Genomic DNA, 26,634 nt, shown 5'->3' with positions numbered 1-26,634 from the left:
TTAGAAAAATTATGTCGTAATAATTCTTTAATGTAGTGAATATCAGTCTTTTATCCTAATTTTAAATTCTTTATTTTATTGATTTCCAATGAAATATGTTTTTTGTCATGTACTAAAGCTTTATTTACAATCCCGTACATCTTACTGAGTTATTAACTCATTACAACTCCAGTATTCTATCAGACGTTTTATTCTATCAATATAATCATCATATTTAAGCGGTTTCAATAAATAACCTGCAATTCCTATTCTGTAACATTCCAAAACATCTTTTCGATTGTTTGATGTCGTCAAAATTATCGCCGGTATATACTTTAAATATTCATCTGCTTTTAATAAAGTTAGAAATTCAATCCCATTAATTTTCGGCATATTCAGGTCTAAGATTATTATATCTGGTATAACTTCTTTAACCTTCAGAATAGTCAATGCTTCTTCTCCATTGTTCGCTTCAACAATTTTATGCTTAACATTTAAGGTACTCAAAACGCGATTGAATTTCATTACCTCAATTACATCATCTTCAATTAATAAAATATTTAGTGATTTGCCCATTTGTCTCTGTATGAATTGTAATATATAAAAATAGATAGATTTCTGGTAAAACAACTCCTTTTTTCGATAAAAATTTAATTAATATAGCCGAATAACATAAAAGTCTAGATGAATGGATCCCATATTTAAAGCTCCAATTGCGTCTTCTTAGTTAAACTCTTGTGCACTAAGTCGTAGGAATGATCAATCAATTCTTTAATCAGTAAATCCGGAACAGATTTATTAATCGCAATTGTATTCCAATGAATTTTACTCATGTGAAACCCCGGTTTGATGTCGTCATATTGTGCCCGTAATTCCTGAGCACGGTCTGGATCACATTTTAGATTGACGGACGGCTCCCCTTTTTCCCACTGCATCAAAGACGACAACGCAAACATTTTTCCACCAACTTTAAACACCAATGTTTCCTCATCAAAAGGAAAATGCTCAGTTACTCCTTTTTTAGAAAGACAGTACTCATAGTAGGTTTCTAGGTTCATTTTTTTATTATTTTAAGTTTTAAAGGCAGAATTTTAAATAATCAAGTCACTTTCTTCTCCATCATTTTCTCTGGATTTCCCAATGCAGTAAATCCGAATTTCTCATATAAAAAATGTGCATCTGAAGTAGCTAATCTCCAGATTTTAACTTCTTTTAGTTTAGGTTCTGTCATTATACTGTTTATCAGAATAGAGGAATATCCTTTGCCACGATGCTCTTCACTAATAAAAACATCCATTAGATAAGCAAAAACCACATAATCTGTTATGACACGCGCGAAACCTATTTGTTTCTCATTTAAATAAATTCCGAAACAAAATGAATTATCAATAGTGATTTGAACTTCTTCCATCGTTCGTCCAGCTGCCCAATAAATATCTTTCAAAAACTGCTGAATAAACGCAACATCTAGCTTATTTTTATCGGTTGAAACGGACACGAGCCTATAAGGCGAACTGGCGGAGCATATCATATTTTATATAATATTGGTTTGCTTGGGCTCGCATCATTTTCGAAAGAAGCGATTTGCAAATTCAGTAAATAGCGGCCGTCCTTTACCTCATTTGCAACAAAAATCATCTCCGTAATTGTGCAATCCAATCTCGCATCTGAATTCAAATCATTGACATTTGTTACATTCCAAAATGCTTTGTGCGCCAATAATTTTCCTTCGTCATGTTCTTTATCGACACTTGGCAAATCAATCAGTAAATGTTTTGTTCCGCTTTCGCGAATGAAACGCGCAGCCTCTTCCTCCAGATAAGGCGGATTGGTATTCGAATATTTTTTGGATAATTTATCGTTCGTATTTGGCAAAGTCCTGATGACAATAGCTTCTGGAGTTTTCCCATTCAGCCCTATTTCAATCTGAATTTTAGTAATCACTAAATCTTCCCCTTTTAATTCCGGTTGAACCGAAACCAATTCTGCCAAAAAGAAAAACTGCTTCAACGATTGATTAATACTGTAAAATTCTCGTGTAATATGACCCAGACATTCAGTATGCGTACCATGTCCATGTGGGTTGAAGAAAATATTATTGAAATTCGTAGATGCTCCTTGCTGTACACTTCCTGTCCATTCTCCAAAAACTACTGGCTCAATTTCTGGTTTATTAATGTACCAGGCAATTGGGTTTTCATCTGTATTGGTTAATGGAATCGAAATATCAATAGGTTTTAATAAATCGACTTCAATGGTTTGGTTCTTATGTTGAATTGTTGCTAACACAAATTATTTTTTTATGCCACTAAGACGCAAAATTCCTCTCAAACTTTACGAACTTTGCGGTTAAGTTACTCTTCCAAATTTAAGTAAAATAAATCCGATGCAATTCCATCCGTCAAAAACTTTCCTTTTTTGGTAGGTTTTAGAATATTGTTTTCAATAAAAACTAAATCATCATTGAGGAACTTCTGAACTTGCTTATTGAGATAGTCTAGATATTTACTTCCAAATTCTTTCTGAATTCTATCAAAAGAAACGCCCCAAATCGTTCGCAAACCCGTCATAATAAATTCGTTGTAACGATCCGTAATCGAAAGAATTTCCATTTCGTTTGGCAGTTTATCTTCTTGAATTGATTTTAAATAAAGAGAATTGTTAGAAATATTCCAACTTCGGGAAACGCCATCATAACTGTGTGCCGAAGGACCAATTCCAATATATTTTTTCCCCAACCAATACGCCGAATTGTTTTTTGAAAAATAAGTTGACTTTCCGAAATTAGATAATTCGTAATGGATAAAATCATTCGCTTCGAGTGTTTCCAACAAAATAGCAAAATGCTCTTGGGCGACTTCATCTTTAGGCGCGGCAATTTTTCCTGTTTGAATGAGTTTATTCAATGCTGTTTTGGGTTCTACCGTCAAAGCATAACTCGAAATATGTGGAATCCCAAAACTCAAAGCTGTTTCAATATTTTGTTTCCATTTTTCGTTGCTCATTCCCGGAATTCCATAAATCAAATCAAGAGAAATGTTATCGAAATATTGAGTAGCAACTTCAAGGCATTTTTTGGCTTCAGCCGAATTATGAGCACGGTTCATCAGTTGTAAATCCTCTTCAAAAAATGACTGAATCCCAATGCTTAAACGGTTGATTTTACTTTTAGACAATTCAATTATTCGTACACTTGACAAATCATCAGGATTCGCTTCAAGCGTAATTTCTGGATTTTCAATTACAAAATAATTGTTATAAACAGCAGCAATCAGAAAATTAATCTCTTCAGAAGTTAAAACCGAAGGCGTTCCTCCGCCGAAATAAATAGTCTCAACTTGTTGCTTTTCAAATTCGCTTTTGCGCATTTCGATCTCTTTGGCAATCGCCAAAACCATCTCCTCTTTCTTCTTCATCGAAGTCGAAAAATGAAAGTCGCAGTAATGACACGCCTGCTTGCAAAATGGGATATGGATGTAGATTCCTGACATAATTACTGGTCAGTGGTCAGTTATCAGTGGCCAGTTCTGAAACTGAATACTGAAAATTGAACACTATTTTTTAACTCGTTCTTCGTTTTGTTTTACAAAAGCATCCCAACCGGTATAACTTTTTTCCCCAACCACTTTTCCGGAATTGAAAAAATGACAAACCGCTGCCGCTAATCCATCGGTGGAATCTAGATTTTTGGGTAGTTCTTTCAGTCCCAAAAGTTGCTGCAACATTTTAGCGACTTGTTCTTTGCTGGCATTTCCGTTTCCGGTAATGGCCATTTTTATTTTCTTAGGTTCGTATTCGGTAATGGGAATGTCTCTCGAAAGTCCCGCTGCCATTGCCACGCCTTGCGCTCTTCCTAACTTTAGCATCGATTGCACGTTTTTACCAAAAAAAGGCGCTTCAATCGCAATTTCATCTGGATTATGCGTATCTATTAACTCAATGGTTCGTTCAAAAATGATTTTCAGTTTTTGATAATGATTGTCATATTTAGACAATTGCAATTCATTCAATTGTAAAAATTCCATCTTTTTATTGACAATTTTTATCAATCCAAAACCCATAATCGTCGTTCCAGGGTCAATTCCTAATATGATGCGTTCGTTTGCCAATGATTTAGTTTAAAGTTTAAAGTCTAAAAGTTTAAAGTTTTGTTACTTTGCACCAATGATTTCAATTCCACACAAAACTAAACAATTCCTCGTACTTCTGATCAAACTTTTGATTGTGGGAGGTGCGTTTTATTTTATATACGATCAATTGGCCAATAACGACAAACTCGATTGGCAAAAATTCATCATTCTGTTCCAGAAAAACCAGTCGGTTAGCGGAATCGCCTTTATTTTATTTCTCAGTGTTTTGAATCGGTTTTTTGAAATCCTAAAATGGCAGAATTTGGTCGGGTTTATCCATAAAATCTCTTTGGGAGATGCAACCAAACAAGTTCTTGCTGCACTGACTGCTGGACTGTTTACACCAAATGGCATAGGCGAATATGCCGGAAAAGCATTGTTTTTTGAGAAAAGTGAAACTAAAAAAGTCATTTTTTTAAACCTCATTTGCAACGGAATTCAAATGATTCTGACGGTTATTTTTGGAATTTTCGGTTTATTATATTTCAATGCACAATACAATGTGATTACCACAAAAACTGTTATGATTCTTTTTGGAATTTGTTTTCTGGTGTTTGGAATCTTGTTTTCTTTAAAAAAAATAAATATTAAGGGCTATTCCATCGAAAAGCTGATCCATAAGATTAACGAAATCCCAAAACCCATTCATCAAAAAAATATCTTTTTAGCAATTTGTCGTTTTCTGGTCTTTTCGCACCAATACTACTTTTTATTTCTGGCTTTTGATGTTGACTTGCCTTATTTGACAGCCATTGCCACGATTACCAGCGTTTATTTTCTGGCTTCCTCACTGCCTACTTTTCAGTTTTTGGACTTTGCCGTAAAAGGAAGTGTTGCCGTTTATTTTTTTGGGATACTTGGCGTAAACGAATGGATTGTAATTTTTGTTACAACGCTCATGTGGTTTTTGAATGTTGTTTTGCCGGTAGTGATTGGCAGTTATTATGTTTTGAATTTTAAAACTAAAAATCCAATATGATTTTTGTTTTGTCTGTCGTCCTAATCCTGTATTGCCTGGCGATTGTATTTCTTATTTATGGTTTTACCAAAGTAAATACTATAGATTACAACGGCTTAACACCAAAAACAAAGTTCTCGATTATCGTTCCTTTTCGGCATGAGGCAGAAAACCTGCCCGTTTTATTAGACAGTATATCCAAGTTGAATTACCCGCTAGAATTGTTTGAATTGATTTTGGTAAATGATTTTTCTGAAGAAAAGTTTATAGTTCCAAGTTTAAAGTTTAAAGTTTCGGTTATTAAGAATATTCGGGTTTCAAATTCACCCAAGAAAGATGCGATTGTCACCGCAATGCAAATCGTAAATACTAATTGGATTATCACCACTGATGCTGATTGCGTGGTCAATAAAAACTGGTTATTGACATTGGATAATTACATTCAGCTACACGATGTCGCTATGATTGCCGGAGCAGTTACTTATGATTGTAACAATTTGTTTCTTCATCATTTTCAGCAATTGGAATTAGCTAGTTTACAGGGTGCTACGATTGGTAGTTTTGGAATAAAAAAAGGTTTTATGTGTAATGGTGCCAACTTTGCTTACACCAAATCTCTTTTTCAAGAATTGAATGGCTTTGATGGAAATGACGGAATTGCAAGTGGTGACGATGTTTTCCTGTTGCAAAAAGCTACTGAACAATTTCCCGAAAAAGTACATTATTTGAAATCTGAAAATAACATCGTCATCACAAAACCAATGAACGATTGGAAATCGCTTTTCAATCAAAGAGTGCGCTGGGCATCAAAAACAAGTTCGTATAAAAGCACGTTCGGGAAAGGATTGGCATTAGTGGTATTTGCTGGAAATTTAAGCTTAGTACTTGCTTTTATACTTTTGCTTTTGGGTTTATTATCATTTCTGAATATGCTTTTGTTTCTTATATTAAAATTTTTAGTTGATACTATTTTGATATACAAATCACAACGTTTTTTGACCAAAACTAAAATGAGTTATTTAATTCCGAGCAGTTTGTTGTATCCTTTTTTTAGTGTAAGTGTCGCGATGTATTCTTTGTTTGGAAAATATGAATGGAAAGGGAGACGATTTTAGATTGTTGATTTTAGATATTTATACAACAACTTCTCTTGTTTTTCACAAAAGCCCTAGCCCAGATCGCAGTGAAAATCTTTTATGTTTTTTCTTTAAAAATATAAAGATTACTTCACTTATTTTTTATTTTTATCGGAGTTCAGTGAACTTCGTTTGCAACGAATAGCTGGAAATAGCTCCTAGAAAAACTATTCTACTTTAAGAATTACTGGAAGTATAAACTGTGTTTTTACTGGAATTCCACGTTTAATGGCTGGATTTACTTTTGGAAAATCGACTAAACGAGCTTGAAGTATACTATCTATTTTCACTTTGTCATAAGCCACGGAATCCTTAGGAAATTGAGGTTCGAATTTAATAGTAGAATTAGGAAAAACAGTTACTTTTACTTCAATTGTATCCAATTCCGGATAAAGAACTGCTAGCGTATCCGCACATAATTTTTCTTGAATAAGTTGGGTTAGCACCTCAAAAAAACACTGTTGACGCTGTGTTTTATTTTCTATTTTTTCACAATCAACCACTGATGGATACTCATCGACTTCTTTCCAATTAATATTTTTTAATTCCTTTTGCAGCAATTCCTTTTCTGAAGGCACTTGCTTGTCGAAGTATTGACAGGAGTTAAAGAATACGAATACTAATAAAAAGTATAATTGCTTCAAGGTTTTGTTTTTGATTGAGACTAATATTTTATAAAAATACAATTATTTTTTTACGGATGCCTTCGACAATAAATAATCTTGATACGATTCAGCGAACCACTTCTTCTTATTTTCAGCGGCAATTTGTTTTTGCTCCGGATACAAGGCAGCCAATCGATCTGAGAAAATAGCAATTTGAATCGTATAATTATAGAATTCTGATTTGGTTAACACCAATTGCGAGTCTGATTTCTTATGAAAAAATTCAAAAAAAAGTTGATCAAACTGTTTCAGAGAATAATTCAATACTTTTACTTTATTGACAACATAAAGTGAGTCTTTTAAAAGATCATCGTTACTACCCGTCTTTTTTTCTTGGGCAATTAAAGTCCCGAAAGAAATAGTGAAATAGAGTAAAAGGGGACATCTTAAAATTATTTTTCTCCTATTCATTTACAAAGGAATTGTTGCTTCTTTATTTTTCAAAAATACTAAAAATTAGTTTATGGACATATTGTTTTTGGCTCTTGGTTTTATTTGTATGATTATAGGCATCTTGGGGAGTTTTCTCCCTGTTTTACCTGGTATAAGTATCAGTTGGATTGGCTTACTTTTCCTTTATTTCACAAATGCTGTTCCGGCTAATTATTGGATTCTTGGAATTACTTTACTGATTACTGTAATTATATCCGTTTTGGATTATGTCATTCCGGCTAAAGGAACCAAAAAATTTGGCGGAAGTGCTTATGGAATTTGGGGAACTAACATTGGATTGATCGTAGGAATCTTAGCCCCTATCCCTTTCGGATTTATCATCGGGCCTTTTCTTGGTGCATTTGTGGGAGAACTGCTTTACGACTCTAAAAACCACAAGCGAGCTTTAAAGGCTGCCACAGGCTCTTTATTGGGCTTTCTGGCTTCGAGTTTTGTGACGTTTTTAGTGTGCGTGATGTACTTCGGATTGTTTCTGGTAATTGTCTGGCAATATAAATCAGAATTCTTCTAATTATAGATCAAAACATTGAAACAAAAAAAAGCCTTTCCGTTACGAAAGGCTTCCCCAATATTAGCGGTCTGGACGGGACTCGAACCCGTCTCGTCCCAAAAGACGAGATGACAGGCATATATCGTAACCAATTCTATGATATCAACAGCGTTATTGACTTTGAATCAATGATTCTATTGATTTTCTATTCAGTTTTTTTAATCGTAACTCTTCTACTAAAGCTTCTTTCTTTGTTCCAAATGCTTTTGAATATACTAATTCCCAAATCCCTTTATTGGAAGTGTATTTACTCCTATTTTCATTATGATCCAATAGTCGTTGCGCAACATTTTCACTAAAGCCTTTGTAATAAATATCGAAATTTTTAGAATAGATGATATAAACGTAATACATATAACTAATCTTTAAATAAAAAAAGCCTTTCCGTTACGAAAGGCTTCCCCAATATTAGCGGTCTGGACGGGACTCGAACCCGCGACCCCATGCGTGACAGGCATGTATTCTAACCAACTGAACTACCAAACCTGCTGCTTTATTACTTCACTATGCCCTTATTTTCATAGGAGTTCAGTGAACTTGTTTGCGGTGGCAAAGATACAATAGATTTCCATTTATACACTGGAAACTTAAAAAATATTCTTCGCAAATTTATACTAAAAAATAGGCTTTCTAACTTCCTTAAAATCAAAAAAGCTATCCACAAAAGTGGAAAGCTTTTCATTGGTCTAACTACTAAACCCGCTACGAGTTACAAATTCGCAGCAAACAACACAACTAACGTTAAAAACCTTTTTGGGGCAAAAAAGCCTTTCTGTTAAGAAAGGCTTCCCCAATATTAGCGGTCTGGACGGGACTCGAACCCGCGACCCCATGCGTGACAGGCATGTATTCTAACCAACTGAACTACCAAACCTGCTGCTTTATTGCGGTGGCAAAGATACAATAGATTTCCGTTTACGCAAGTGTTTTTACAAGAAATATTCAATAAAACTTTACGCTATTACCCAAAGTTTTGTTTTTCAACTAAGTATGTGGTCAAAATATTTTCAAAACTTTCGCCAACACTCACCGGAACATACTTTATTCTGTTTTGCGCACAGGTCAACGCGAGCTTTTTGAAGTATCTTTCTGTTTGTTTTTCGTATTCTTGTTTCACATTATCTGCAAAAATAGCTACTTCTTCACCTGTTTCTACATCAATAAACTTCCTTGGTGCATTATCAAAATCAAAATTTAGCTCCGTTTTGTTATCTACGACATGAAATAAAACTACTTTATGCTTGTTGTGTTTCAAATGTTGCAAGGCATTAAACAGCGCTTCTTCTCCCGACGCTTCGGGACCGGATTGAAACATATCCGTAAACAAAATAATCATGGAACGGCGGTGAATCTTCTCCGCTATTTGATGCAAAAATGTAATTGTATCGGTGCTTTTTTTTATTGTTGGTTTTTCCAACAGGTTTTCAAGCGCATTTAATATCATTCGATGATGACGGTCACTGCCTTTTTCAGGTGCGTAGTACTCATAGTTGTCCGAAAACACGCTTAGTCCTATAGCATCGCGTTGCTTCTTTAACAGATTCATTAAAACTGCTGACGCCAAAACCGAAAACCCTATTTTATTTTCATAGAAAGCCTGTTTATCTCTTAATTCCGGATAATGCATCGAGGAGGAATTGTCGATAATAATATGACACCTCAAATTTGTCTCTTCTTCGAAACGCTTTGTATACAAGCGATCTGTTTTCGCAAATAATTTCCAATCTATATACTTGGTGCTTTCTCCTACGTTATAGACTTTATGTTCCGCAAATTCAGCAGAAAATCCATGAAACGGACTTTTATGCATACCTGAAATAAAACCTTCCACCACTTGATTGGCAAGCAATTCTAAATGCTGAAAGCTGGAAATTTTCTCTATTTGCGATTCGATTTTCATATCTCAAATATAGTAAAAGAGGAAAGGATTTAAAAATTAAACGATTACAAATAAAATCGAACCGAAAATAAGATTTAAAACAACTGAAATAATAAGCATAAAAAAAAGGCTTGACTTTCGTCAAACCCTTTATATAAATCATAATCTACCGATTACAACAACGCGTCTAAGCTATCTGCGTAGGTTTGTTTCGGAGCAACTCCTACTTGTTTCCCTACTACTTCTCCGTTATGAAAAACCAACACTGTTGGAATATTTCTCACTCCGTATTTTGCGGCAAATTCTTGATTTGCATCTACATCAACTTTCCCAATTACTACTTTTCCTTCGTATTCTGAGCTAAGTTCGTCAATGATTGGTCCAACCATTCTACAAGGTCCACACCATGCTGCCCAAAAATCTACCATTACTGGTTTGTCTGATTTCAAAACTACTTCTTCAAAAGTAGCGTCTGTTATTGCTAAAGCCATATTATATTTTTGTTTAAAGTTTAGTTTAAAGTTTCACGAACCTTGAATACAATGCAAATTTAGATATTAAAAACAAACCAAACACCATTCTCAAATTAGTTTTAATTATAAATGTATTGTCAATACTTATTTGAAGCTATTTCCTACTGTCCACTGTATCTTTTGTCCCGTCCCGAAGCATCGGACGGGACAAAAGGACGCCTCCCGAAACTCCGGGACAATCAGTACTAAAAAATACAATTATAAAGAAACTACCTTGTTTTAAAACACAAAAAAGAGGTTATTTTATCAAACAGCCTCTTCATTTATTCAATATCGTCTTGTACTATAAGCTGTATTTCAGCCCAAGAGTCAAACCAACACCACTAATACTGATGTAAGAACTTAATTCGTCAGTTGGCTTAGTCGAATCAACTGTATTGAAATCTGAATTATTAGAAGTACTGTCTAAATGATCTGTATAATTAGAATGTATTTGAGCAGTAGTACGTGTACTTAAAGCATCTGTTCCATTCACAGTATAAACTGTCGTTTCTTTTGTTTTACCATGGACTGTGAAATTACGGTATTCAACTTCTCCAAATGCAGATAGATTTTTTCCTAATTTATAACTTGTCCCCAAAGCTGCTAAAAACCCCACAGTTGGGTTAGGTTTAACTTTATCACTTTGAAATACTTTTCTCTCTCCACCTACAGCTGGACCATTAAAATTCTGAGTAGTTTCAATTGTCAATTTTCCATTAACCGGAACAATTACACCAACTTTAGAATAAGGTTCAAATCCTTTTAATTCTCCTAAAAACAGAACAACAGCAGGAGCTAAATCTAAAGCTTTAACTTGCCCTTCTGAAGTTAAATCTAAATACGTTGGCCCTCCAGTCATAGAAATTACTCTGTCTACAGTTTCAACCATTGTCTTTCTATTACTATTATAGTAGTTAATACCCATTTCTACACCCAAACGTGGTGTAAAACGATACCCAACATTCCCCCCATAACGAAAACCCTCTCCAAAAGATCCCGTAATACTTTCTCTAGAAGCTAATTTTCCATTAACATAAACATCTCTGTTTGGAGTTTGCCCACCTACAACTGGAAATTGTGTAGCAGTTGCTTGTACGAAGTAAGACCCTCCAAGCTTAAAATACCAACTTTCTTTCTTTTCAGTTTGAGCAACCATAGACATAGCACAAACCAGCAATCCTAAAACAAAAAGATTCTTTTTCATAATTTTATTCTTAATAAATTCATACCAAATTTAAAATAATTTAATACAATTTTTACCCATACTATACCATCGCACAAGTACAATCATTACAATATTCGAGCTTTTAGCTAAAAGTATGCGCGCATACTAAATATTTAACTAAAAATCATAATTTACGATCAACATTTAACTGTTAAAAAACTTAGTTTAATTTAAAATTAATTTGCATTTTCTCTAACTCTACTAATAATTCATTCGAAATTTTGATTTTCAACTTTCTGCTCGGCATAGTCAGCTTGGTTACAACCTTAATTTCTTCGATTTCTTCTACTTTCGCTACAGCATTTATCTCTGGGATTTCGAGAGCTCCCATTTCAGAATCTTCATTCTCATCAACAAAAGCCACTTCTTCGTTTTCTACTTCTACAGGAGCAACTTCAACGAGACGTTTTGTTTTTTCCAATTCCATAACTTCAAATGAAACCGTATTTTCGCCTTTATTTTCCTGAAAAAGATGACTTAATTTATGGATAAAATCAGTTTCTAAATCCTTAATATTTAATAGTACAATTAATTTCTTAGCAAAGACTTCCAGTACATCTTGTAATTGTTTTACTTCCACAAATTGCAGTCTTGGCTCCCCTTTTTTCCCTGTATCTCGGTCGGTCCACCCTTCTTTTACCAACACTTTCATGAACGTAAAATTATTCTGGATAAAGAAATGACGAAACTTTAAATACTCCTCCCCAAAAATTCGGAACTCATAACTTTCATCATATCCTTCTAATGTGAACATACCCCAACCTTTACCGTTTTTGGCCACACGATGCTGCACATTATTAATGATTCCCCCAAATGCTAGGTTTTTACTCACATGCAATTCCATGTTTTTCAACGCTTCCAGTTTCGCATTACAAAAATATTTCATTTCAAATTTGTAATCATCTAAAGGATGTCCTGAAATATAAATCCCAACTACTTCTTTTTCCTTAGCTAATTTCTCCATTGTACTCCAGTCTTCACAGGGAGGCACAACAGGTTCTGCGATTTGTACATCACTGCTTTCACCAAACAAACTCACTTGCGATGAATTTTCATTCTCTTGATATTTTGAGCCATACCGAATCGCTTTTTCATAAAAGGTAATTCCATCGCCATCATCATGAAAATATTGCGCTCGTGTTGTTCCTAAAAACGAATCGAAACCGCCAGCTAAGACCAAATTCTCTAATGCTTTTTTATTTGCCGCACGCAAATCTATACGTTTAGTTAAATCAAAAATAGATTTGTATCTTCCATCTTTTCTATTTTCTACAATTGTTGCCACAGCTCCAGACCCCACACCTTTTACGGCTCCCATTCCAAAACGTACTGCATAATCATCATTTACTGTAAACTTATAAAAAGACTCATTTACATCTGGCCCCAAAACTTGTAATCCCATCCGCTTACATTCCTCCATAAAGAACGAAACTTGCTTGATATCACTCATATTATTAGACAAAACCGCCGCCATATATTCGGCCGGATAATTGGCTTTCAAAAATGCTGTTTGATACGCAATCCAAGCATAACAAGTCGAGTGCGATTTATTAAAAGCATATTCCGCAAAGGCTTCCCAGTCTTTCCATATTTTCTCCAGTTTATCTTCGGCATGACCTTTAGCGGCAGCCTGACTGATAAATTTGGGTTTCATTTTGTCCAAAACGTCCTTTTGCTTTTTTCCCATCGCTTTACGCAAAACGTCGGCATCACCTTTCGAGAAATCCGCAAGTTTTTGGGACAAAAGCATTACCTGTTCTTGGTAAACGGTAATTCCGTAGGTATCTTTTAGTAATTCTTCGCAGGCATCAAGATCATAAATAATTTCCTCTTCGCCATTTTTTCGCTTGACGAAACTCGGAATATAAGCAATTGGCCCAGGACGATACAAGGCATTCATCGCAATCAAATCAGGAAAAACCGTTGGCTTCAATTCCTTCATGTATTTCTGCATTCCCGGACTCTCATACTGGAAAATCCCAACGGTTTCACCTCGTTGAAAAAGCTCGTACGTCTTCAAATCATCTATCGGAAACGTGTCTGGATCAAGATCAATTCCAGTTCTGTATTTTACTAATTTAACGGTATCTTTTATCAGAGTCAGGGTTTTCAAACCCAAGAAGTCCATCTTCAACAAACCGGCACTTTCAACAACCGAGTTATCAAATTGAGTCACATACAAATCAGAATCTTTGGCGGTAGCCACAGGAACAAAATCAGTAATATCGCTAGGCGTAATAATTACTCCACAAGCGTGAATCCCTGTATTTCTTAGGTTTCCTTCTAAAACTTTGGCTTGTTGAATGGTTTCTCCGCCTAAATCATCTTCATTGGAAAGGCCTATTAATTCTTTTATTTTATCGTATTCTTCCGGTCGAACCGCCTTTTTAATGACATCTTCCTTTTCGTTTAAAAAACGAGCCAAATTCCACTTGGACGGCATCATCCCCGGAATCAATTTGGCAATTTTATCAGCTTCAAATAACGGTAAGTCTAGCACACGAGCTGTATCACGAATCGCCGATTTCGTTGCCATTTTACCATACGTGATAATTTGCGCTACTTGTTTCGACCCGTATTTTCGAATCACATAATCCATTACGCTGCTTCGTCCTTCATCATCAAAATCAATATCAATATCGGGAAGAGACACACGATCGGGATTCAGGAAACGCTCAAAAAGCAGGTTATACATTAACGGGTCAATATTGGTAATTTTCAAACAATACGCCACCACCGATCCTGCCGCAGATCCCCTTCCAGGTCCTACAGAAACCCCCATACTTCTCGCTTCGGCAATTAAATCCTGTACAATCAGGAAATAACCCGGATAACCAGAATTGGAAATAGTTAACAATTCAAAATCCAATCGTTCCTGAATTTCTTCAGTAATAACAGGATATCGCCTTCTTGCTCCTTCAAAAGTCAAATGCCTTAAATACGCATTTTCACCTCGTACTCCACCATCAACTGCATCTTCAGGATTATTAAACTCAACCGGAATTTCAAATTTTGGCAATAAAACTTCCCGTGCCAAATCGAAAATTTCGATTTTATCCACAATCTCAGAGATATTCGAAATCGCTTCGGGCAAATTTGCAAAAAGCTGTTTCATTTCGTCTCCCGACTTGAAATAGTACTCCTGATTCGGCAATCCGTAACGATAGCCACGACCGCGACCAATAGGCGTAGTTTGCTTTTCGCCATCGCGCACACACAGCAAAATATCGTGTGCATTCGAATTTTCTTTGTCTATATAAAAGGTATTGTTTGTTGCAATAATTTTGACATCATGTTTCCTTGCCAATGTAATCAAAGACGCATTCACCCTATTTTCATCTTCCTGATTGTGACGCATTACTTCAATGTAGAAATCTTCCTTGAACTCGTTTTTCCACCAAATCAAGGCTTCTTCCGCTTGGTTTTCACCAATATTTAAAATCTTATTTGGGATTTCACCATAAAGATTTCCAGACAAAACAATAATATCTTCTTTGAATTCCTGAATGACTTTCCTGTCGATTCTTGGCACATAATAAAATCCTTTTGTATAAGCAATCGAAGACATTTTAGCCAAATTGTGATAGCCTTTTTTGGTCTTCGCCAAAAGTACTATTTGGTAACCATTATCCTTAACCGACTTATTTTTATGATCTTCACACACAAAAAATTCACAACCCACAATTGGTTTCATCGGAACTTCGGTAGGTTCTTCACCATTTTCTATTGCCGCTTTATTCTTGGCTTCAGCCGCCTTATTATGGTATAAAATATCGCGGACAAAATGAAAAGCACCCATCAAATTCGCATGATCCGTCATGGCAACTGCAGGCATTTTTTGTTGTGCCGCCGCTTTTACCAATGCCGCAATACTAATGGTAGATTGCAATACTGAGAACTGCGTGTGATTGTGCAAATGCACAAACGGCGTATCAATAAGCACCTTTTTATTCTCAAAAAGCTCTTCTCTTGAAACCGCAGGCGCTTGTTTTTCGCCAAACTGCTGGCGGATTTTATCCGAAGCTTCCTTGAGATTTATATGTTTTAAACCAATGAGTTTAATCTCGCTTGGGTTCCTATTTTGAAAATCTTTAAAATAACCAACTTCAACATCAAGTTCTTCCTTTGTAAAAATATCTCGACGTATTAACTCCAAGAAACAACGCGTAGTTGCCTCCACATCGGCAGTGGCGTTGTGCGCTTCGCCGAAAGGTTTATTAAAAAGATACGAGTGCAATTCTGTTAACGTAGGCAATTTGAATTTTCCTCCTCGACCTCCCGGTAATTTCAATAAGGAAGCTGTAACTTCAGTACACGTATCCAGAATTGGCATGGAACTCATTTGGCTTTCCACTCCCATTCTATAAAACTCACAACCCATAATATTGATATCAAAACCTAAATTTTGACCTACAATGAATTTAGCTTTGCCTAATGCAATATTAAATTTCTCTAAAACTTCGGCCAATGAAATTCCATCAGCTTCTGCTAATTCTGTAGAAATACCGTGAATTCGTTCCGCGTCATACGGAATATTAAACCCCTCGGGCTTCACCAAATAATCTTGATGCTCGACGAGTTTTCCCATATCATCGTGCAACTGCCAAGCGATCTGAATACAGCGTGGCCAGTTGTCTGTATCAGAAATGGGTGCGCCCCAACGCTTTGGTAATCCTGTAGTTTCAGTATCGAATATTAAGTACATAGCTGGAAGTGAAGTGTTTGTAATTCTTTAAAATTACAAAAATTGAATTTCAAATTTAGGTTTTTTTTAGATAAAAAAGGAACTGTAGTAATCAAAAAAGAGAAGAAAAATTTCCACTCTTTTTATAACGCATTCTCTTATATTTTTCATTTCTGAATCCGTACAATCATCTGCATATTGCGGAATTAAAAAGACAAATTTAGCGGTTATCCTTTTTTTGGATGTCGTAGTATTTTATCAAAGTAAATTAGAATAATAAGACTCAAAATAATTCTAAAACGTTGTGGTTAAAAGACTAAAAAAGGATTATTCCAAAAAGCAATTAACCCTCACAACATTGACAATTAATCAAAAAATAATCTGATTTGTCAACTTATTATAAATAAAATTGCTTTTTTAAATAAAAAATTAATGAATTCGTAATTTTAAAGAAAGCGCTACAATTATAAAAAAAGAGAATCAAAAAGAAAATAAATCCAAATTAAAATTAGACAATTAAGCTACAGATACTTTATCGGAAACCATAAACTGTTTAAATCGCACTTTGGGCATCGTATATAATGAAATACTGAAATTGACGACCTTATTTCTTTTTTTAAATTTGTTCCTATTGCTAAAACCTTAGACAATTATTCTTGTTATAAAAAGAAGAAATACAATTAAAAAAATAGTTAAAAATGAGTACTACATTATTCGACAAAGTATGGGATTCGCACGTAGTGCGTAAAATTGAGGATGGACCAGACGTATTTTTTATTGACCGTCATTTCATCCATGAAGTTACTAGTCCTGTAGCTTTTTTAGGTTTAAAAGAAAGAGGTGTTTCGGTTTTATACCCAGAACGCACTTTTGCAACTGCTGATCACAACACCCCAACAATAAATCAACATTTACCTGTTGAAGATGCATTATCCGCCAATCAGCTAAAAGCTTTGGAAGACAACGCAGCAGAATATGGCATTTCTCACTGGGGATTAGGTCATAAGAAAAATGGAATTGTACACGTAGTAGGTCCTGAAAACGGAATTACTTTACCGGGTGCAACTATTGTTTGTGGAGATTCACACACTTCTACGCATGGTGCTTTTGGTGCGATTGCCTTTGGTATCGGAACTTCTGAGGTTGAAATGGTTTTGGCTACACAATGCATCATGCAACCGAAACCAAAGAAAATGCGTATCAACGTAAATGGTGAATTGAGCAAAGGTGTTGGTCCAAAAGACGTGGCACTTTACATTATTTCTCAATTAACTACTTCTGGAGGTACCGGTTATTTTGCAGAATATGCTGGAAATGTTTTTGAAGATATGTCAATGGAAGGTCGCATGACCGTTTGCAACTTGAGTATCGAAATGGGTGCTCGTGGTGGTATGATTGCTCCCGATCAAAAAACATTCGATTTCTTAGAAGGAAGATTATACGCTCCAAAAGGCGAAGCTTGGGATAAAGCGGTAGCGTATTGGAAAACATTAAAAACGGATGCTGACGCTGTTTTTGATGCAGAATTAAACATCAAAGCTGCAGATATAGAACCAATGATCACTTATGGTACGAATCCTGGAATGGGAATAGGTATATCAAAAAATATTCCAAATGCTAACCAAGTAGAAGGTGGCGAGGAAACGTATAAAAAATCTTTAGCCTATATGGGCTTTGAAGAAAATGACGTAATGATTGGCAAACCAATTGATTTTGTTTTTCTTGGAAGCTGTACGAATGGTAGAATTGAAGATTTCAGAGCTTTTACAGAAATTGTAAAAGGAAGAAAAAAAGCAGATAATGTTACCGCTTGGTTAGTTCCAGGTTCTCACGTAGTGGAAGCCCAGATTAAAGAAGAAGGACTTTTGGATATTCTTACCGAAGCTGGTTTTGTTTTGCGTCAACCTGGTTGTTCGGCTTGTTTAGCAATGAATGACGATAAAGTTCCTGCGGGAAAATATGCTGTAAGTACCTCAAACAGAAACTTCGAAGGTCGTCAAGGTCCAGGTTCAAGAACATTATTGGCAAGTCCAATTATGGCTGCCGCTGCTGCAGTAACAGGTGTATTGACAGACCCAAGAGATTTGATGTAATTCAATCGCTATAACAATTTCAAATAGAAAAATAAAAAGTTTAGTGTTTCAAGGTTCATTTTCCTTTAACCGAAAATCTGAAATCATAAATCATAAATCATAAATCAAATGGCATACGATAAATTTAATATCCTTACCAGTAGTGCAGTGCCACTACCAATAGAAAATGTGGATACCGATCAAATCATTCCTGCGCGTTTCTTGAAAGCAACCGAACGTGTTGGTTTTGGTGATAATCTTTTCCGTGATTGGAGATACAACGGAGATAATACTCCAAAAGCAGATTTTGTACTAAATGACAAAACGTACAGTGGAAAAATATTAGTAGGCGGAAAAAACTTTGGTTCAGGTTCTTCTAGAGAACATGCAGCTTGGGCAGTCTACGATTACGGCTTTCGCGCGGTTGTTTCTAGTTTTTTTGCAGATATTTTTAAAGGGAATTGCTTAAATATTGGTGTTTTACCGGTACAAGTAAGTCCTGAATTTGCTGAAATTATTTTCAATGCTATCGAAGCCGATCCAAAAACAGAATTAGAAATCAATCTTCCGGAACAAACCATTACTTTAAAAGCAACCGGTCAAAAAGAATCTTTTGATATTTCAGGATACAAAAAAGACAATATGATTAATGGTTTTGATGATATTGATTACTTGCAAAACATCAAAGAAGAGATTGTTGGGTTTGCCAATGCACTTCCTTACTAAAATCATCCTTAAAAATACACAGTTATTGAAGCATGCCTCAAAAGAAATACTTCAATAACTGATTTTACTATTTTATGAAAACAGGATTTCGATTCATAAAATCGAAACCTTCCTAGCATCAAATTTAAAATGAAAAAAAGAAAGATTGAAATAATGGATACGACACTTCGCGATGGTGAACAAACCTCGGGAGTATCATTTTCTGCTGCAGAAAAACTAACCATTGCCCAATTATTGTTGGAAGAATTAAATATTGATCGAATCGAAATTGCTTCGGCCAGAGTGAGCGAAGGAGAGTTTCAGGGCGTAAAAGGCATTATGTCTTGGGCATCAGAAAAAGGATATAGTAACCGAATTGAAGTTTTAACTTTTGTCGACGGAGGACTTTCTATCGAATGGATGAAAAACACGGGTGCAAGGGTGCAGAATTTATTGACCAAAGGTTCATTGAATCATTTGACACATCAGTTAAAAAAAACACCCGAACAACATTTTACTGAAATTGCACAAACAATAGCTTTAGCCAAAGAAAACAACATAGAGACGAATGTCTATTTAGAAGATTGGAGTAATGGAATGCGCAATTCACCAGAATATGTTTTCCAATATCTTGATTTTTTGACGAAACAGCCTGTAAAACGAATATTACTTCCCGATACTTTAGGCGTTCTTATTCCGACAGAAACGTTTGCATTTATATCAGCAATTACAACTAAATATCCAAATGTTCATTTCGATTTTCACGCACACAATGATTACGATTTAAGCATTGCCAATGTGATGGAAGCCATAAAAGCAGGCATCAAAGGACTCCACGTTACCGTAAACGGAATGGGAGAACGGGCCGGAAATGCGCCGTTAGAAAGTACGGTTGCCGTAATAAATGACTTTTTACCGGAAATCAAAATTAGCGTTAAAGAATCTTCATTATACTCCGTGAGTAAATTGGTAGAAACTTTTACCGGATATCGAATTCCTGCTAACAAACCTATTGTAGGTGACAATGTATTTACTCAAACCGCTGGTATTCACGCTGATGGCGACAACAAAAATAATTTATATTTTAATGATTTGCTCCCGGAACGTTTTGGCAGAAAAAGAAAATACGCTTTAGGAAAAACATCTGGAAAAGCTAATATTGAAAAAAATCTTCAAGAATTAGGTCTTCAATTAAACCCTGAGGATTTAAAGTTAGTGACCCAAAGGATTATCGAATTAGGTGACAAAAAAGAAACCGTTACCAAAGAAGATTTGCCCTACATTATTTCTGATGTTTTGGACAGCCAAACCTATCAGGAAAAAATTATTGTTGAGTCCTATATACTATCTCATGCAAAAGGTATGCGTCCATCAACTACTTTATCTTTAAAAATAGATGGTGAAATTATTGAAGAGCACGCACAAGGTGACGGACAATTTGACGCTTTCATGAATGCATTGGCAAAAATATACAAAAGAAAAAATTTAGAATTACCTAAATTAATCGATTACGCTGTCCGAATCCCTCCAGGAAGTAGTTCTGATGCGTTATGTGAAACTATAATTACCTGGGTTAATAAAGGAAAAGAATTTAAAACAAGAGGTTTGGATTCAGACCAAACAGTAGCAGCAATTATCGCCACGCAAAAGATGCTAAACGTAATCTAATCCACCCCGCAGCCCTCACCTAACGCGAAGGAAAGAATAAAATAGGAAAGCATACAATTTATTAGAAAGAAACAAGTAGTCAAAAACCCATCCCTTCAACATCCAGTCTCCCCCTCGTTTAGAGTGGGTCGGGAGAAGGAAAACACAATTAATATGAAATTTAATATCGCCCTTTTAGCCGGAGACGGAATTGGACCAGAGGTAATTAATGAAGCTGTAAAAGTTTCTGATGCTATCGCAAAAAAATTTAGCCATGAAATCACGTGGACACCAGCTTTAACCGGAGCTTGTGCAATTGATGCCGTTGGAGTTCCTTATCCAGATGAAACACATGAAATATGTATGGCAGCTGATGCCGTTTTGTTTGGAGCTATCGGACATCCAAAATACGATAACGACCCAAAAGCAACCGTAAGGCCAGAGCAAGGATTATTATTGATGCGTAAAAAATTAGGCTTATTTGCCAATGTGCGACCTACGTTTACTTTCCCTTCTTTGATTGACAATTCGCCTTTGAAAAGAGAACGGATTGAAGGAACTGACTTGATTTTCCTAAGAGAACTTACTGGAGGAATTTACTTTGGAGAAAAAGGAAGAAAAGACGATGGCGAAACAGCTTATGACACATGCACTTACACCCGATCTGAAGTAAAGCGTTTAGCTAAAAAAGGTTTCGAACTTGCAATGACTCGTTCAAAAAAACTATGTTGTGTTGATAAAGCTAATGTATTGGAAACTTCCCGTTTGTGGAGAGAAACCGTACAAGAAATGGAAAAAGAGTATCCCGAAGTAACAGTAAGTTATGAATTTGTAGATGCTGTAGCGATGCGTTTAGTTCAATGGCCAAACTCTTACGACGTCTTGATTACTGAAAATTTATTTGGAGATATATTAACGGACGAAGCATCTGTTATATCAGGTTCTATGGGATTGATGCCATCTGCATCTGTAGGAGAACACACTTCATTATACGAACCTATTCACGGATCGTATCCACAAGCGACAGGTTTAGATATTGCCAATCCATTAGCGACAGTATTATCTGCAGCAATGATGTTTGAAGATGCTTTTGGATTAAAAGAAGAAGCCGCGGCCATAAGAGCTGTAGTTAATAAATCCTTGGAACAAGGAATTGTAACGGAGGATTTAGCTTCTAAAGACTCAAAAGCATACAAAACTAGTGAAGTTGGTGACTGGTTAGTTGCTAATCTATAATTTTCGAGTACATATCTTTTGTTTAAAAATTGAGTAATAGCGATGAACACAACCTGAAAAAACAACACTCCCATTTAGCTTTTACTCAACTTTAAACAAAATAATAAACAACAAAAAAGGTGTCAATAAATTGACACCTTTTTTTATAGCTAGAAAAAAATATTAATATCCTCCTCTGTTTCCACCACCACGGTTTTCTCCACCACGGCTGTTTCCACCACCATAACCACCGCGTGAATCTCCACCACGACTGTTATTGTTAAAACTTCTTCTTTCGCCTTCTGGTTTTGGCTCAGATTTGTTTACAACGATTGCACGTCCTTGAACAGTTGCACCGTTCAATTCGTCAATTGCTTTTTGAGCTTCATCATCATTTGGCATCTCAACAAAACCAAATCCTTTACTTCTTCCAGTAAATTTATCAGTAATAATTTTAACTGAATCAACTGCTCCGTAAGCCTCGAAAGACTCTCTTAAATCTGCTTCCTCAATACTGAATGGAAGACTTCCAACAAAAATATTCATATGTACTTATTTAAATAATAGAACAAATGTACATCTATTTTTTTCTAATACACTATATATTAGCTTATTTATGATTTTTATTTTTTTAAATGAAGATAAAAAATACTTAAAAGTAACATCCAGTACATTTTCAAGATTAAACTTTACCATAATTCACTGAACAGATTACCTTACAGGCACTTTATAAAAAACACCTTGCTGAAAATTTACAACGTCACCTGCTAAAGGGTTTTTGTAAGTATTTTCTACATTAAATTTAAATGTGCCGCTAACCGTATTATTCGCAGCATCATATTCAGTTATTACAATTTGACCATCTCCAATACCAAAACCTGTAGAAAATGTTATTAATCCGCTAGGGTCGGACAACACATAAGTCGCAGTTCTGGAAGTACTAGTTCCTAAAAAATAACTTTTTTCAACATAAGAATCCAATTTAATGGTCAAAGTCTCGTTTCCGGTATACGCTTCAATAACCAAAGATCCGTTCGTAGCTTTAGTTGCCTTAGTCTCTATAGCCCTCCAAAAGACATTGTCTTTCATCCCTTGTAAAGAAGGATTATTGAATCGAACATCCTCTTGACACGAAATAAATGCGAATAGAACACTAATAATTAAAAGAAGTTTTTTCATAATAGATGTCATTAACCTACACAAAAGTAAATTATTTTAGATAGAAAATTTAAAAACAAAAACAAAAAATACACTCCTTTTTCTTCTAACCTATTATACCTCATTAAAACACCAACCTGATTTGTATTTATCAATAAAAAATGTATCTTTGCACCCTTAATTAATAGAGGTCGAGTACCTCAAAATTTAATCACAAGATTATGTCAGTAAAAATTAGATTACAAAGACACGGTAAAAAAGGAAAACCTTTTTACTGGGTTGTAGCAGCAGATGCTCGCTCAAAAAGAGATGGTAAATACTTAGAGAAAATCGGTACTTACAATCCAAACACAAACCCAGCAACTATCGATTTAAATATTGATAGTGCAGTAAAATGGTTGCACAATGGTGCTCAACCAACTGATACTGCTAGAGCAATTCTTTCTTACAAAGGAGCTTTATTGAAACATCACCTTGATGGTGGTATTCGTAAAGGGGCGCTAACTCAAGAACAAGCTGATGCAAAATTAGCAACTTGGTTAGAAGAAAAAACAGGAACAGTTGATGCTAAAAAAGAAGGTTTGACAAAAGCGCAAGCAGATGTTAAAGCTAAAGCTTTCAAAGCAGAACAAGATGTAAACGCAAAACGTTTAGCTGCAGCTGCACAAGCTGAAGCAGATGCTATTGCTGCTGCAACTCCTGCTGTAGAAGAAGAAGTTGCTGAAGTGGAAGCTGAAGAAGCTCCTGCTGCAGAAGAAAATAACGAAACAACTGAAGCATAATTTTAGAAGGCGAAGATGCGTAAAGAAGATTGTTTCTATTTAGGTAAAATCGCTAAAAAATTTAGTTTCAAAGGGGAAGTTCTTGCCTATTTAGATACGGACGAACCTGAGTTATACGAAAACTTGGAATCAGTGTTTGTTGAATGCAACAAACACTTGGTTCCTTTTTTTATTGAAAATAGCTCCCTTCACAAAAACGATTTCCTTAGAATTCGTTTTGAAGACATGAATACCGAAGAAGATGCCGATGCCATTATAGGTAACGCTATCTATCTACCTCTAAAAATGTTACCAAAACTTACCGGTAACAAATTCTACTTTCACGAAGTTATTGGTTTTGAAGTTGAAGACAAACGCCTTGGCGTTGTTGGAAAAATTCAATCCATAAACGACACTACCGCCCAACCTCTTTTTGAAGTTTTAAATGGTGATGTGGAAATCCTGATCCCAATGATAGATCATTTTCTTGTGAAAATTGACCGTGAAAACAAGAAAATTATCATGGATTTACCAGAAGGTCTTATTGAAATGTACCTTTAAGGTTTATTTGATTAATCGTTTATTTGGTTATTTGTTAAAAATCTAAAATCTTCATGTCCAAATTCCAATTTAAACAATTCTCAATAGAACAAGACCGTTGTGCCATGAAAATTGGAACAGATGGCGTATTGCTTGGTGCTTGGGCACCAATAGAGAATAATCCTTTTAGTATTTTGGATATCGGTGCAGGAACCGGAGTTATTGCTTTGATGCTAGCACAAAGGAGTAACGCAGAACAAATTGACGCTCTGGAAATCGACGAAGAAGCCTACGAACAATCTGTAGATAATTTTGAAAACTCCCCTTGGAGCGACCGTTTATTTTGTTTTCATGCGGGCTTGGATGAATTTGTAGAAGAACCTGAAGACGAGTACGATTTAATTGTTTCCAATCCTCCATTTTATACTGATGATTACAAATCTGATAACGAACAGCGCGATTTAGCCCGTTTTGTTGACGCCATGCCCTTTGAAGATTTAATTGAAGCAGCCGACTTGTTACTTTCGGAAAACGGAATTCTTGCTGTAATAATTCCTTTCAAAGAAGAAGAAAATTTCTTGGCTCTAGCCAATGAATACGAATTATACCCACTAAAAATTACAAGGGTAAAAGGAACTCCAACCACTGAAACCAAACGTAGCCTAATAGCTTTAAGCCGAAATGAAAAAGTTAATTTCCTTATTGATGAATTGATTATCGAAACTGCCAGACATATTTATACCCCAGAATACATCGAATTGACAAAAGATTTTTATTTTAAAATGTAAATTAAATCGCCCTGATTGGTAAGTTTGATTTTTAAAAACTATTCTTGAACTTTTCGATTAAAAACTTTTTCTTATTAAAAGAGTACTTTTTATTAAAATTAAAAAATATAACATTTTTTAATGCTTTTGTTATATTTCTTTATGTAAATTTGTTCTTTAAAAAATCCTCATCATGAAACCAGATTTATTTCAAGCTCCAGATTATTACAACCTTGACGATTTATTAACAGAAGAACACAAACTAGTGCGTGATTCTGCTCGTGCATGGGTAAAACGTGAAGTGTCTCCTATTATAGAAGAATACGCTCAAAAAGCGGAATTCCCAAAACAAATTATAAAAGGTTTGGGTGAAATTGGCGGATTTGGCCCTTACATTCCTGAGGAATATGGAGGAGCTGGTCTTGATCAAATATCTTATGGTTTAATCATGCAAGAAATTGAGCGTGGAGATTCTGGTGTTCGTTCTACATCTTCTGTGCAATCTTCTTTGGTGATGTATCCAATTTGGAAATACGGGAACGAAGAACAACGCATGAAATATTTACCAAAATTGGCTACTGGCGAGTTTATGGGATGTTTCGGATTAACGGAACCTAACTACGGTTCTGATCCGGGAAGTATGATTACCAACTTTAAAGATATGGACGACCATTACTTATTGAATGGTGCAAAGATGTGGATTTCAAATGCTCCGTTTGCAGATATCGCTATTGTTTGGGCAAAAAATGAAGAAGGAAGAATTCACGGTTTAATCGTAGAACGCGGAATGGAAGGTTTTACAACTCCGGAAACACATAATAAATGGTCGCTTCGCGCGTCTTCAACTGGAGAGTTGATATTTGACAATGTTAAAGTGCCAAAAGAAAATTTATTACCGAACAAATCTGGATTAGGAGCACCATTAGGTTGTCTGGATTCAGCACGCTACGGAATTGCCTGGGGTGCTATTGGAGCCGCAATGGACTGTTATGACACCGCTTTACGTTACGCTAAAGAAAGAATTCAGTTTGACAAACCTATCGCAGGAACTCAATTGCAACAAAAGAAATTAGCCGAAATGATTACTGAAATCACCAAAGCACAATTGTTGACTTGGAGATTAGGCGTTTTAAGAAATGAAGGAAGAGCTACAACTGCTCAAATTTCTATGGCAAAAAGAAACAATGTAGACATGGCTATTCACATCGCTCGTGAAGCCAGACAAATGCTTGGCGGAATGGGAATCACAGGAGAATATTCGATTATGCGTCATATGATGAATTTAGAATCTGTGATTACTTATGAAGGAACTCACGATATTCACTTGCTAATTACAGGTATGGATATCACTGGAATTCCCGCATTTAAATAGTAATAAACAACTATTAAAGTATTTTTTAGTACATGACAAAAAACATATTTCATTGGAAATCAATAAAATAAAGAATTTAAAATTAGGATAAAAGACTGATATTCACTACATTAAAGAATTATTACGACATAATTTTTCTAATGAGGAACACCAGTCTCGAGGGTAAAGATATAGCATTAATCACGGTTTTACAAGAGCATTTTAAGGGAGATGTCAATTTAGC

At 35.3% G+C, this 26,634-nt stretch carries 26 protein-coding genes and 2 tRNA genes; 11 read left to right on the top strand and 17 right to left on the bottom strand.

Translation table 11 applies throughout. The annotated features are described in order from the left end of the window. Positions 1-141: 141 nt before the first annotated feature. The 6 genes from ACFX5F_RS15860 to ruvC all read right to left on the bottom strand — a co-directional run bounded on the left by ACFX5F_RS15860 (position 142) and on the right by ruvC (position 4,088). On the bottom strand, positions 142-555 hold the full coding sequence (locus ACFX5F_RS15860; RefSeq protein WP_379853000.1) for a response regulator: 414 nt from the start codon (positions 553-555) through the stop codon (positions 142-144). A 125-nt stretch (positions 556-680) separates the two neighbouring features. Beyond that, the gene (locus ACFX5F_RS15855) at positions 681-1,037 is read right to left on the bottom strand and encodes an MmcQ/YjbR family DNA-binding protein (RefSeq protein WP_379852999.1); all 357 of its coding nucleotides are present in this window, start codon (positions 1,035-1,037) and stop codon (positions 681-683) included. 41 nt (positions 1,038-1,078) lie between these two features. Next, positions 1,079-1,510 carry a GNAT family N-acetyltransferase gene (locus ACFX5F_RS15850; protein ID WP_379852998.1) on the bottom strand — a complete coding sequence of 144 codons (432 nt, stop codon included), beginning with the start codon at positions 1,508-1,510 and terminating at the stop codon, positions 1,079-1,081. Further along, positions 1,507-2,268, bottom strand: a complete 762-nt coding sequence (locus ACFX5F_RS15845; RefSeq protein WP_379852997.1) for a cyclase family protein — start codon at positions 2,266-2,268, stop codon at positions 1,507-1,509. Before ACFX5F_RS15845 ends, ACFX5F_RS15850 begins: the two co-directional genes overlap by 4 nt. Positions 2,269-2,333: 65 nt before the next feature. Continuing rightward, entirely contained in the window at positions 2,334-3,470 is a 1,137-nt protein-coding gene (hemW, locus tag ACFX5F_RS15840) for a radical SAM family heme chaperone HemW (RefSeq protein WP_379852996.1), read from the bottom strand. A gap of 63 nt (positions 3,471-3,533) precedes the next feature. Then, positions 3,534-4,088, bottom strand: coding sequence for a crossover junction endodeoxyribonuclease RuvC (gene ruvC / locus ACFX5F_RS15835; RefSeq protein ID WP_073205242.1), 555 nt, complete (start codon positions 4,086-4,088; stop codon positions 3,534-3,536). A 55-nt stretch (positions 4,089-4,143) separates the two neighbouring features. Here ruvC and ACFX5F_RS15830 point away from each other — a divergent pair, with 55 nt between their 5' ends. Both ACFX5F_RS15830 and ACFX5F_RS15825 read left to right on the top strand, forming a co-directional pair. Further along, on the top strand, positions 4,144-5,088 hold the full coding sequence (locus tag ACFX5F_RS15830) for a hypothetical protein (RefSeq protein ID WP_379852995.1): 945 nt from the start codon (positions 4,144-4,146) through the stop codon (positions 5,086-5,088). Continuing rightward, positions 5,085-6,182, top strand: coding sequence for a glycosyltransferase family 2 protein (locus tag ACFX5F_RS15825; protein ID WP_379852994.1), 1,098 nt, complete (start codon positions 5,085-5,087; stop codon positions 6,180-6,182). The genes ACFX5F_RS15830 and ACFX5F_RS15825 overlap by 4 nt, the downstream gene beginning before the upstream one ends. Positions 6,183-6,370: 188 nt before the next feature. Here the strand turns inward: ACFX5F_RS15825 and ACFX5F_RS15820 are convergent, their stop codons facing one another. Next, on the bottom strand, positions 6,371-6,847 hold the full coding sequence (locus tag ACFX5F_RS15820) for a hypothetical protein (RefSeq protein ID WP_379852993.1): 477 nt from the start codon (positions 6,845-6,847) through the stop codon (positions 6,371-6,373). 42 nt (positions 6,848-6,889) lie between these two features. After that, on the bottom strand, positions 6,890-7,279 hold the full coding sequence (locus tag ACFX5F_RS15815) for a hypothetical protein (RefSeq protein WP_379852992.1): 390 nt from the start codon (positions 7,277-7,279) through the stop codon (positions 6,890-6,892). A gap of 52 nt (positions 7,280-7,331) precedes the next feature. Between ACFX5F_RS15815 and ACFX5F_RS15810 the strand changes: the two genes are divergently transcribed. Further along, positions 7,332-7,832, top strand: coding sequence for a DUF456 domain-containing protein (locus ACFX5F_RS15810; protein ID WP_379852991.1), 501 nt, complete (start codon positions 7,332-7,334; stop codon positions 7,830-7,832). A gap of 150 nt (positions 7,833-7,982) precedes the next feature. Here the strand turns inward: ACFX5F_RS15810 and ACFX5F_RS15805 are convergent, their stop codons facing one another. The 7 genes from ACFX5F_RS15805 to dnaE all read right to left on the bottom strand — a co-directional run bounded on the left by ACFX5F_RS15805 (position 7,983) and on the right by dnaE (position 16,195). Next, positions 7,983-8,225, bottom strand: a complete 243-nt coding sequence (locus ACFX5F_RS15805) for a GIY-YIG nuclease family protein (RefSeq protein ID WP_379852990.1) — start codon at positions 8,223-8,225, stop codon at positions 7,983-7,985. A gap of 58 nt (positions 8,226-8,283) precedes the next feature. Then, positions 8,284-8,357 (bottom strand) — tRNA-Asp (locus ACFX5F_RS15800). Between the two features lie 314 nt (positions 8,358-8,671). Beyond that, positions 8,672-8,745: transfer RNA gene (locus ACFX5F_RS15795), tRNA-Asp, on the bottom strand. 87 nt (positions 8,746-8,832) lie between these two features. Next, positions 8,833-9,771, bottom strand: a complete 939-nt coding sequence (locus tag ACFX5F_RS15790; RefSeq protein WP_379852989.1) for a DUF58 domain-containing protein — start codon at positions 9,769-9,771, stop codon at positions 8,833-8,835. A gap of 152 nt (positions 9,772-9,923) precedes the next feature. After that, positions 9,924-10,241, bottom strand: a complete 318-nt coding sequence (gene trxA / locus ACFX5F_RS15785; protein ID WP_073205221.1) for a thioredoxin — start codon at positions 10,239-10,241, stop codon at positions 9,924-9,926. Between the two features lie 325 nt (positions 10,242-10,566). Continuing rightward, positions 10,567-11,469, bottom strand: coding sequence for an outer membrane beta-barrel protein (locus ACFX5F_RS15780; RefSeq protein ID WP_379852988.1), 903 nt, complete (start codon positions 11,467-11,469; stop codon positions 10,567-10,569). A 181-nt stretch (positions 11,470-11,650) separates the two neighbouring features. After that, positions 11,651-16,195: a DNA polymerase III subunit alpha gene (gene dnaE / locus ACFX5F_RS15775; protein ID WP_379852987.1), complete on the bottom strand. Its 4,545-nt coding sequence runs from the start codon at positions 16,193-16,195 to the stop codon at positions 11,651-11,653. 677 nt (positions 16,196-16,872) lie between these two features. Here dnaE and leuC point away from each other — a divergent pair. The 4 genes from leuC (at position 16,873) to leuB (ending at position 21,834) form a co-directional block, all read left to right on the top strand. After that, on the top strand, positions 16,873-18,267 hold the full coding sequence (leuC, locus tag ACFX5F_RS15770; RefSeq protein ID WP_379852986.1) for a 3-isopropylmalate dehydratase large subunit: 1,395 nt from the start codon (positions 16,873-16,875) through the stop codon (positions 18,265-18,267). A gap of 108 nt (positions 18,268-18,375) precedes the next feature. Then, positions 18,376-18,972, top strand: coding sequence for a 3-isopropylmalate dehydratase small subunit (leuD, locus tag ACFX5F_RS15765; RefSeq protein ID WP_379852985.1), 597 nt, complete (start codon positions 18,376-18,378; stop codon positions 18,970-18,972). A gap of 129 nt (positions 18,973-19,101) precedes the next feature. After that, positions 19,102-20,619, top strand: coding sequence for an alpha-isopropylmalate synthase regulatory domain-containing protein (locus ACFX5F_RS15760; RefSeq protein ID WP_379852984.1), 1,518 nt, complete (start codon positions 19,102-19,104; stop codon positions 20,617-20,619). Positions 20,620-20,772: 153 nt separating this feature from the next. Further along, entirely contained in the window at positions 20,773-21,834 is a 1,062-nt protein-coding gene (leuB, locus tag ACFX5F_RS15755) for a 3-isopropylmalate dehydrogenase (RefSeq protein ID WP_379852983.1), read from the top strand. 162 nt (positions 21,835-21,996) lie between these two features. Here the strand turns inward: leuB and rbp are convergent, their stop codons facing one another. Both rbp and ACFX5F_RS15745 read right to left on the bottom strand, forming a co-directional pair. Then, positions 21,997-22,359: an RNA-binding regulator gene (rbp, locus tag ACFX5F_RS15750; protein WP_066079550.1), complete on the bottom strand. Its 363-nt coding sequence runs from the start codon at positions 22,357-22,359 to the stop codon at positions 21,997-21,999. Positions 22,360-22,524: 165 nt separating this feature from the next. Continuing rightward, positions 22,525-22,992 (bottom strand): DUF6252 domain-containing protein, encoded by a 468-nt coding sequence (locus tag ACFX5F_RS15745; protein WP_379852982.1) that lies wholly within the window; start codon positions 22,990-22,992, stop codon positions 22,525-22,527. Between the two features lie 200 nt (positions 22,993-23,192). Here ACFX5F_RS15745 and ACFX5F_RS15740 point away from each other — a divergent pair, with 200 nt between their 5' ends. The 4 genes from ACFX5F_RS15740 (at position 23,193) to ACFX5F_RS15725 (ending at position 26,411) form a co-directional block, all read left to right on the top strand. Then, positions 23,193-23,753 carry a 30S ribosomal protein S16 gene (locus ACFX5F_RS15740; RefSeq protein ID WP_379852981.1) on the top strand — a complete coding sequence of 187 codons (561 nt, stop codon included), beginning with the start codon at positions 23,193-23,195 and terminating at the stop codon, positions 23,751-23,753. Positions 23,754-23,768: 15 nt separating this feature from the next. Beyond that, positions 23,769-24,293: a ribosome maturation factor RimM gene (rimM, locus tag ACFX5F_RS15735; RefSeq protein ID WP_379852980.1), complete on the top strand. Its 525-nt coding sequence runs from the start codon at positions 23,769-23,771 to the stop codon at positions 24,291-24,293. A gap of 53 nt (positions 24,294-24,346) precedes the next feature. Continuing rightward, on the top strand, positions 24,347-25,060 hold the full coding sequence (locus ACFX5F_RS15730) for a tRNA1(Val) (adenine(37)-N6)-methyltransferase (protein WP_379852979.1): 714 nt from the start codon (positions 24,347-24,349) through the stop codon (positions 25,058-25,060). A 172-nt stretch (positions 25,061-25,232) separates the two neighbouring features. Beyond that, a complete protein-coding gene (locus tag ACFX5F_RS15725) occupies positions 25,233-26,411 on the top strand; it encodes an acyl-CoA dehydrogenase family protein (protein WP_379852978.1) in 1,179 nt (392 codons plus the stop codon). Positions 26,412-26,634 lie beyond the last annotated feature (223 nt).

The organism is Flavobacterium zhoui (assembly GCF_042787235.1).
GTDB classification, from domain to species: Bacteria; Bacteroidota; Bacteroidia; order Flavobacteriales; family Flavobacteriaceae; genus Flavobacterium; species Flavobacterium zhoui.
This window is presented reverse-complemented; position numbering and strand designations above follow the sequence as displayed.

Bases quoted from the DNA above. Each gene is read 5' to 3' on its own strand.
- ACFX5F_RS15860 (WP_379853000.1), bottom strand. From the start codon at position 555: ATGGGCAAATCACTAAATATTTTATTAATTGAAGATGATGTAATTGAG.
- ACFX5F_RS15855 (WP_379852999.1), bottom strand. From the start codon at position 1,037: ATGAACCTAGAAACCTACTATGAGTACTGTCTTTCTAAAAAAGGAGTA.
- ACFX5F_RS15850 (WP_379852998.1), bottom strand. From the start codon at position 1,510: ATGATATGCTCCGCCAGTTCGCCTTATAGGCTCGTGTCCGTTTCAACC.
- hemW (WP_379852996.1), bottom strand. From the start codon at position 3,470: ATGTCAGGAATCTACATCCATATCCCATTTTGCAAGCAGGCGTGTCAT.
- ACFX5F_RS15830 (WP_379852995.1), top strand. From the start codon at position 4,144: ATGATTTCAATTCCACACAAAACTAAACAATTCCTCGTACTTCTGATC.
- ACFX5F_RS15825 (WP_379852994.1), top strand. From the start codon at position 5,085: ATGATTTTTGTTTTGTCTGTCGTCCTAATCCTGTATTGCCTGGCGATT.
- ACFX5F_RS15815 (WP_379852992.1), bottom strand. From the start codon at position 7,279: ATGAATAGGAGAAAAATAATTTTAAGATGTCCCCTTTTACTCTATTTC.
- ACFX5F_RS15810 (WP_379852991.1), top strand. From the start codon at position 7,332: ATGGACATATTGTTTTTGGCTCTTGGTTTTATTTGTATGATTATAGGC.
- ACFX5F_RS15805 (WP_379852990.1), bottom strand. From the start codon at position 8,225: ATGTATTACGTTTATATCATCTATTCTAAAAATTTCGATATTTATTAC.
- ACFX5F_RS15790 (WP_379852989.1), bottom strand. From the start codon at position 9,771: ATGAAAATCGAATCGCAAATAGAGAAAATTTCCAGCTTTCAGCATTTA.
- trxA (WP_073205221.1), bottom strand. From the start codon at position 10,241: ATGGCTTTAGCAATAACAGACGCTACTTTTGAAGAAGTAGTTTTGAAA.
- ACFX5F_RS15780 (WP_379852988.1), bottom strand. From the start codon at position 11,469: ATGAAAAAGAATCTTTTTGTTTTAGGATTGCTGGTTTGTGCTATGTCT.
- dnaE (WP_379852987.1), bottom strand. From the start codon at position 16,195: ATGTACTTAATATTCGATACTGAAACTACAGGATTACCAAAGCGTTGG.
- leuC (WP_379852986.1), top strand. From the start codon at position 16,873: ATGAGTACTACATTATTCGACAAAGTATGGGATTCGCACGTAGTGCGT.
- leuD (WP_379852985.1), top strand. From the start codon at position 18,376: ATGGCATACGATAAATTTAATATCCTTACCAGTAGTGCAGTGCCACTA.
- ACFX5F_RS15760 (WP_379852984.1), top strand. From the start codon at position 19,102: ATGAAAAAAAGAAAGATTGAAATAATGGATACGACACTTCGCGATGGT.
- leuB (WP_379852983.1), top strand. From the start codon at position 20,773: ATGAAATTTAATATCGCCCTTTTAGCCGGAGACGGAATTGGACCAGAG.
- rbp (WP_066079550.1), bottom strand. From the start codon at position 22,359: ATGAATATTTTTGTTGGAAGTCTTCCATTCAGTATTGAGGAAGCAGAT.
- ACFX5F_RS15745 (WP_379852982.1), bottom strand. From the start codon at position 22,992: ATGAAAAAACTTCTTTTAATTATTAGTGTTCTATTCGCATTTATTTCG.
- ACFX5F_RS15740 (WP_379852981.1), top strand. From the start codon at position 23,193: ATGTCAGTAAAAATTAGATTACAAAGACACGGTAAAAAAGGAAAACCT.
- rimM (WP_379852980.1), top strand. From the start codon at position 23,769: ATGCGTAAAGAAGATTGTTTCTATTTAGGTAAAATCGCTAAAAAATTT.
- ACFX5F_RS15730 (WP_379852979.1), top strand. From the start codon at position 24,347: ATGTCCAAATTCCAATTTAAACAATTCTCAATAGAACAAGACCGTTGT.
- ACFX5F_RS15725 (WP_379852978.1), top strand. From the start codon at position 25,233: ATGAAACCAGATTTATTTCAAGCTCCAGATTATTACAACCTTGACGAT.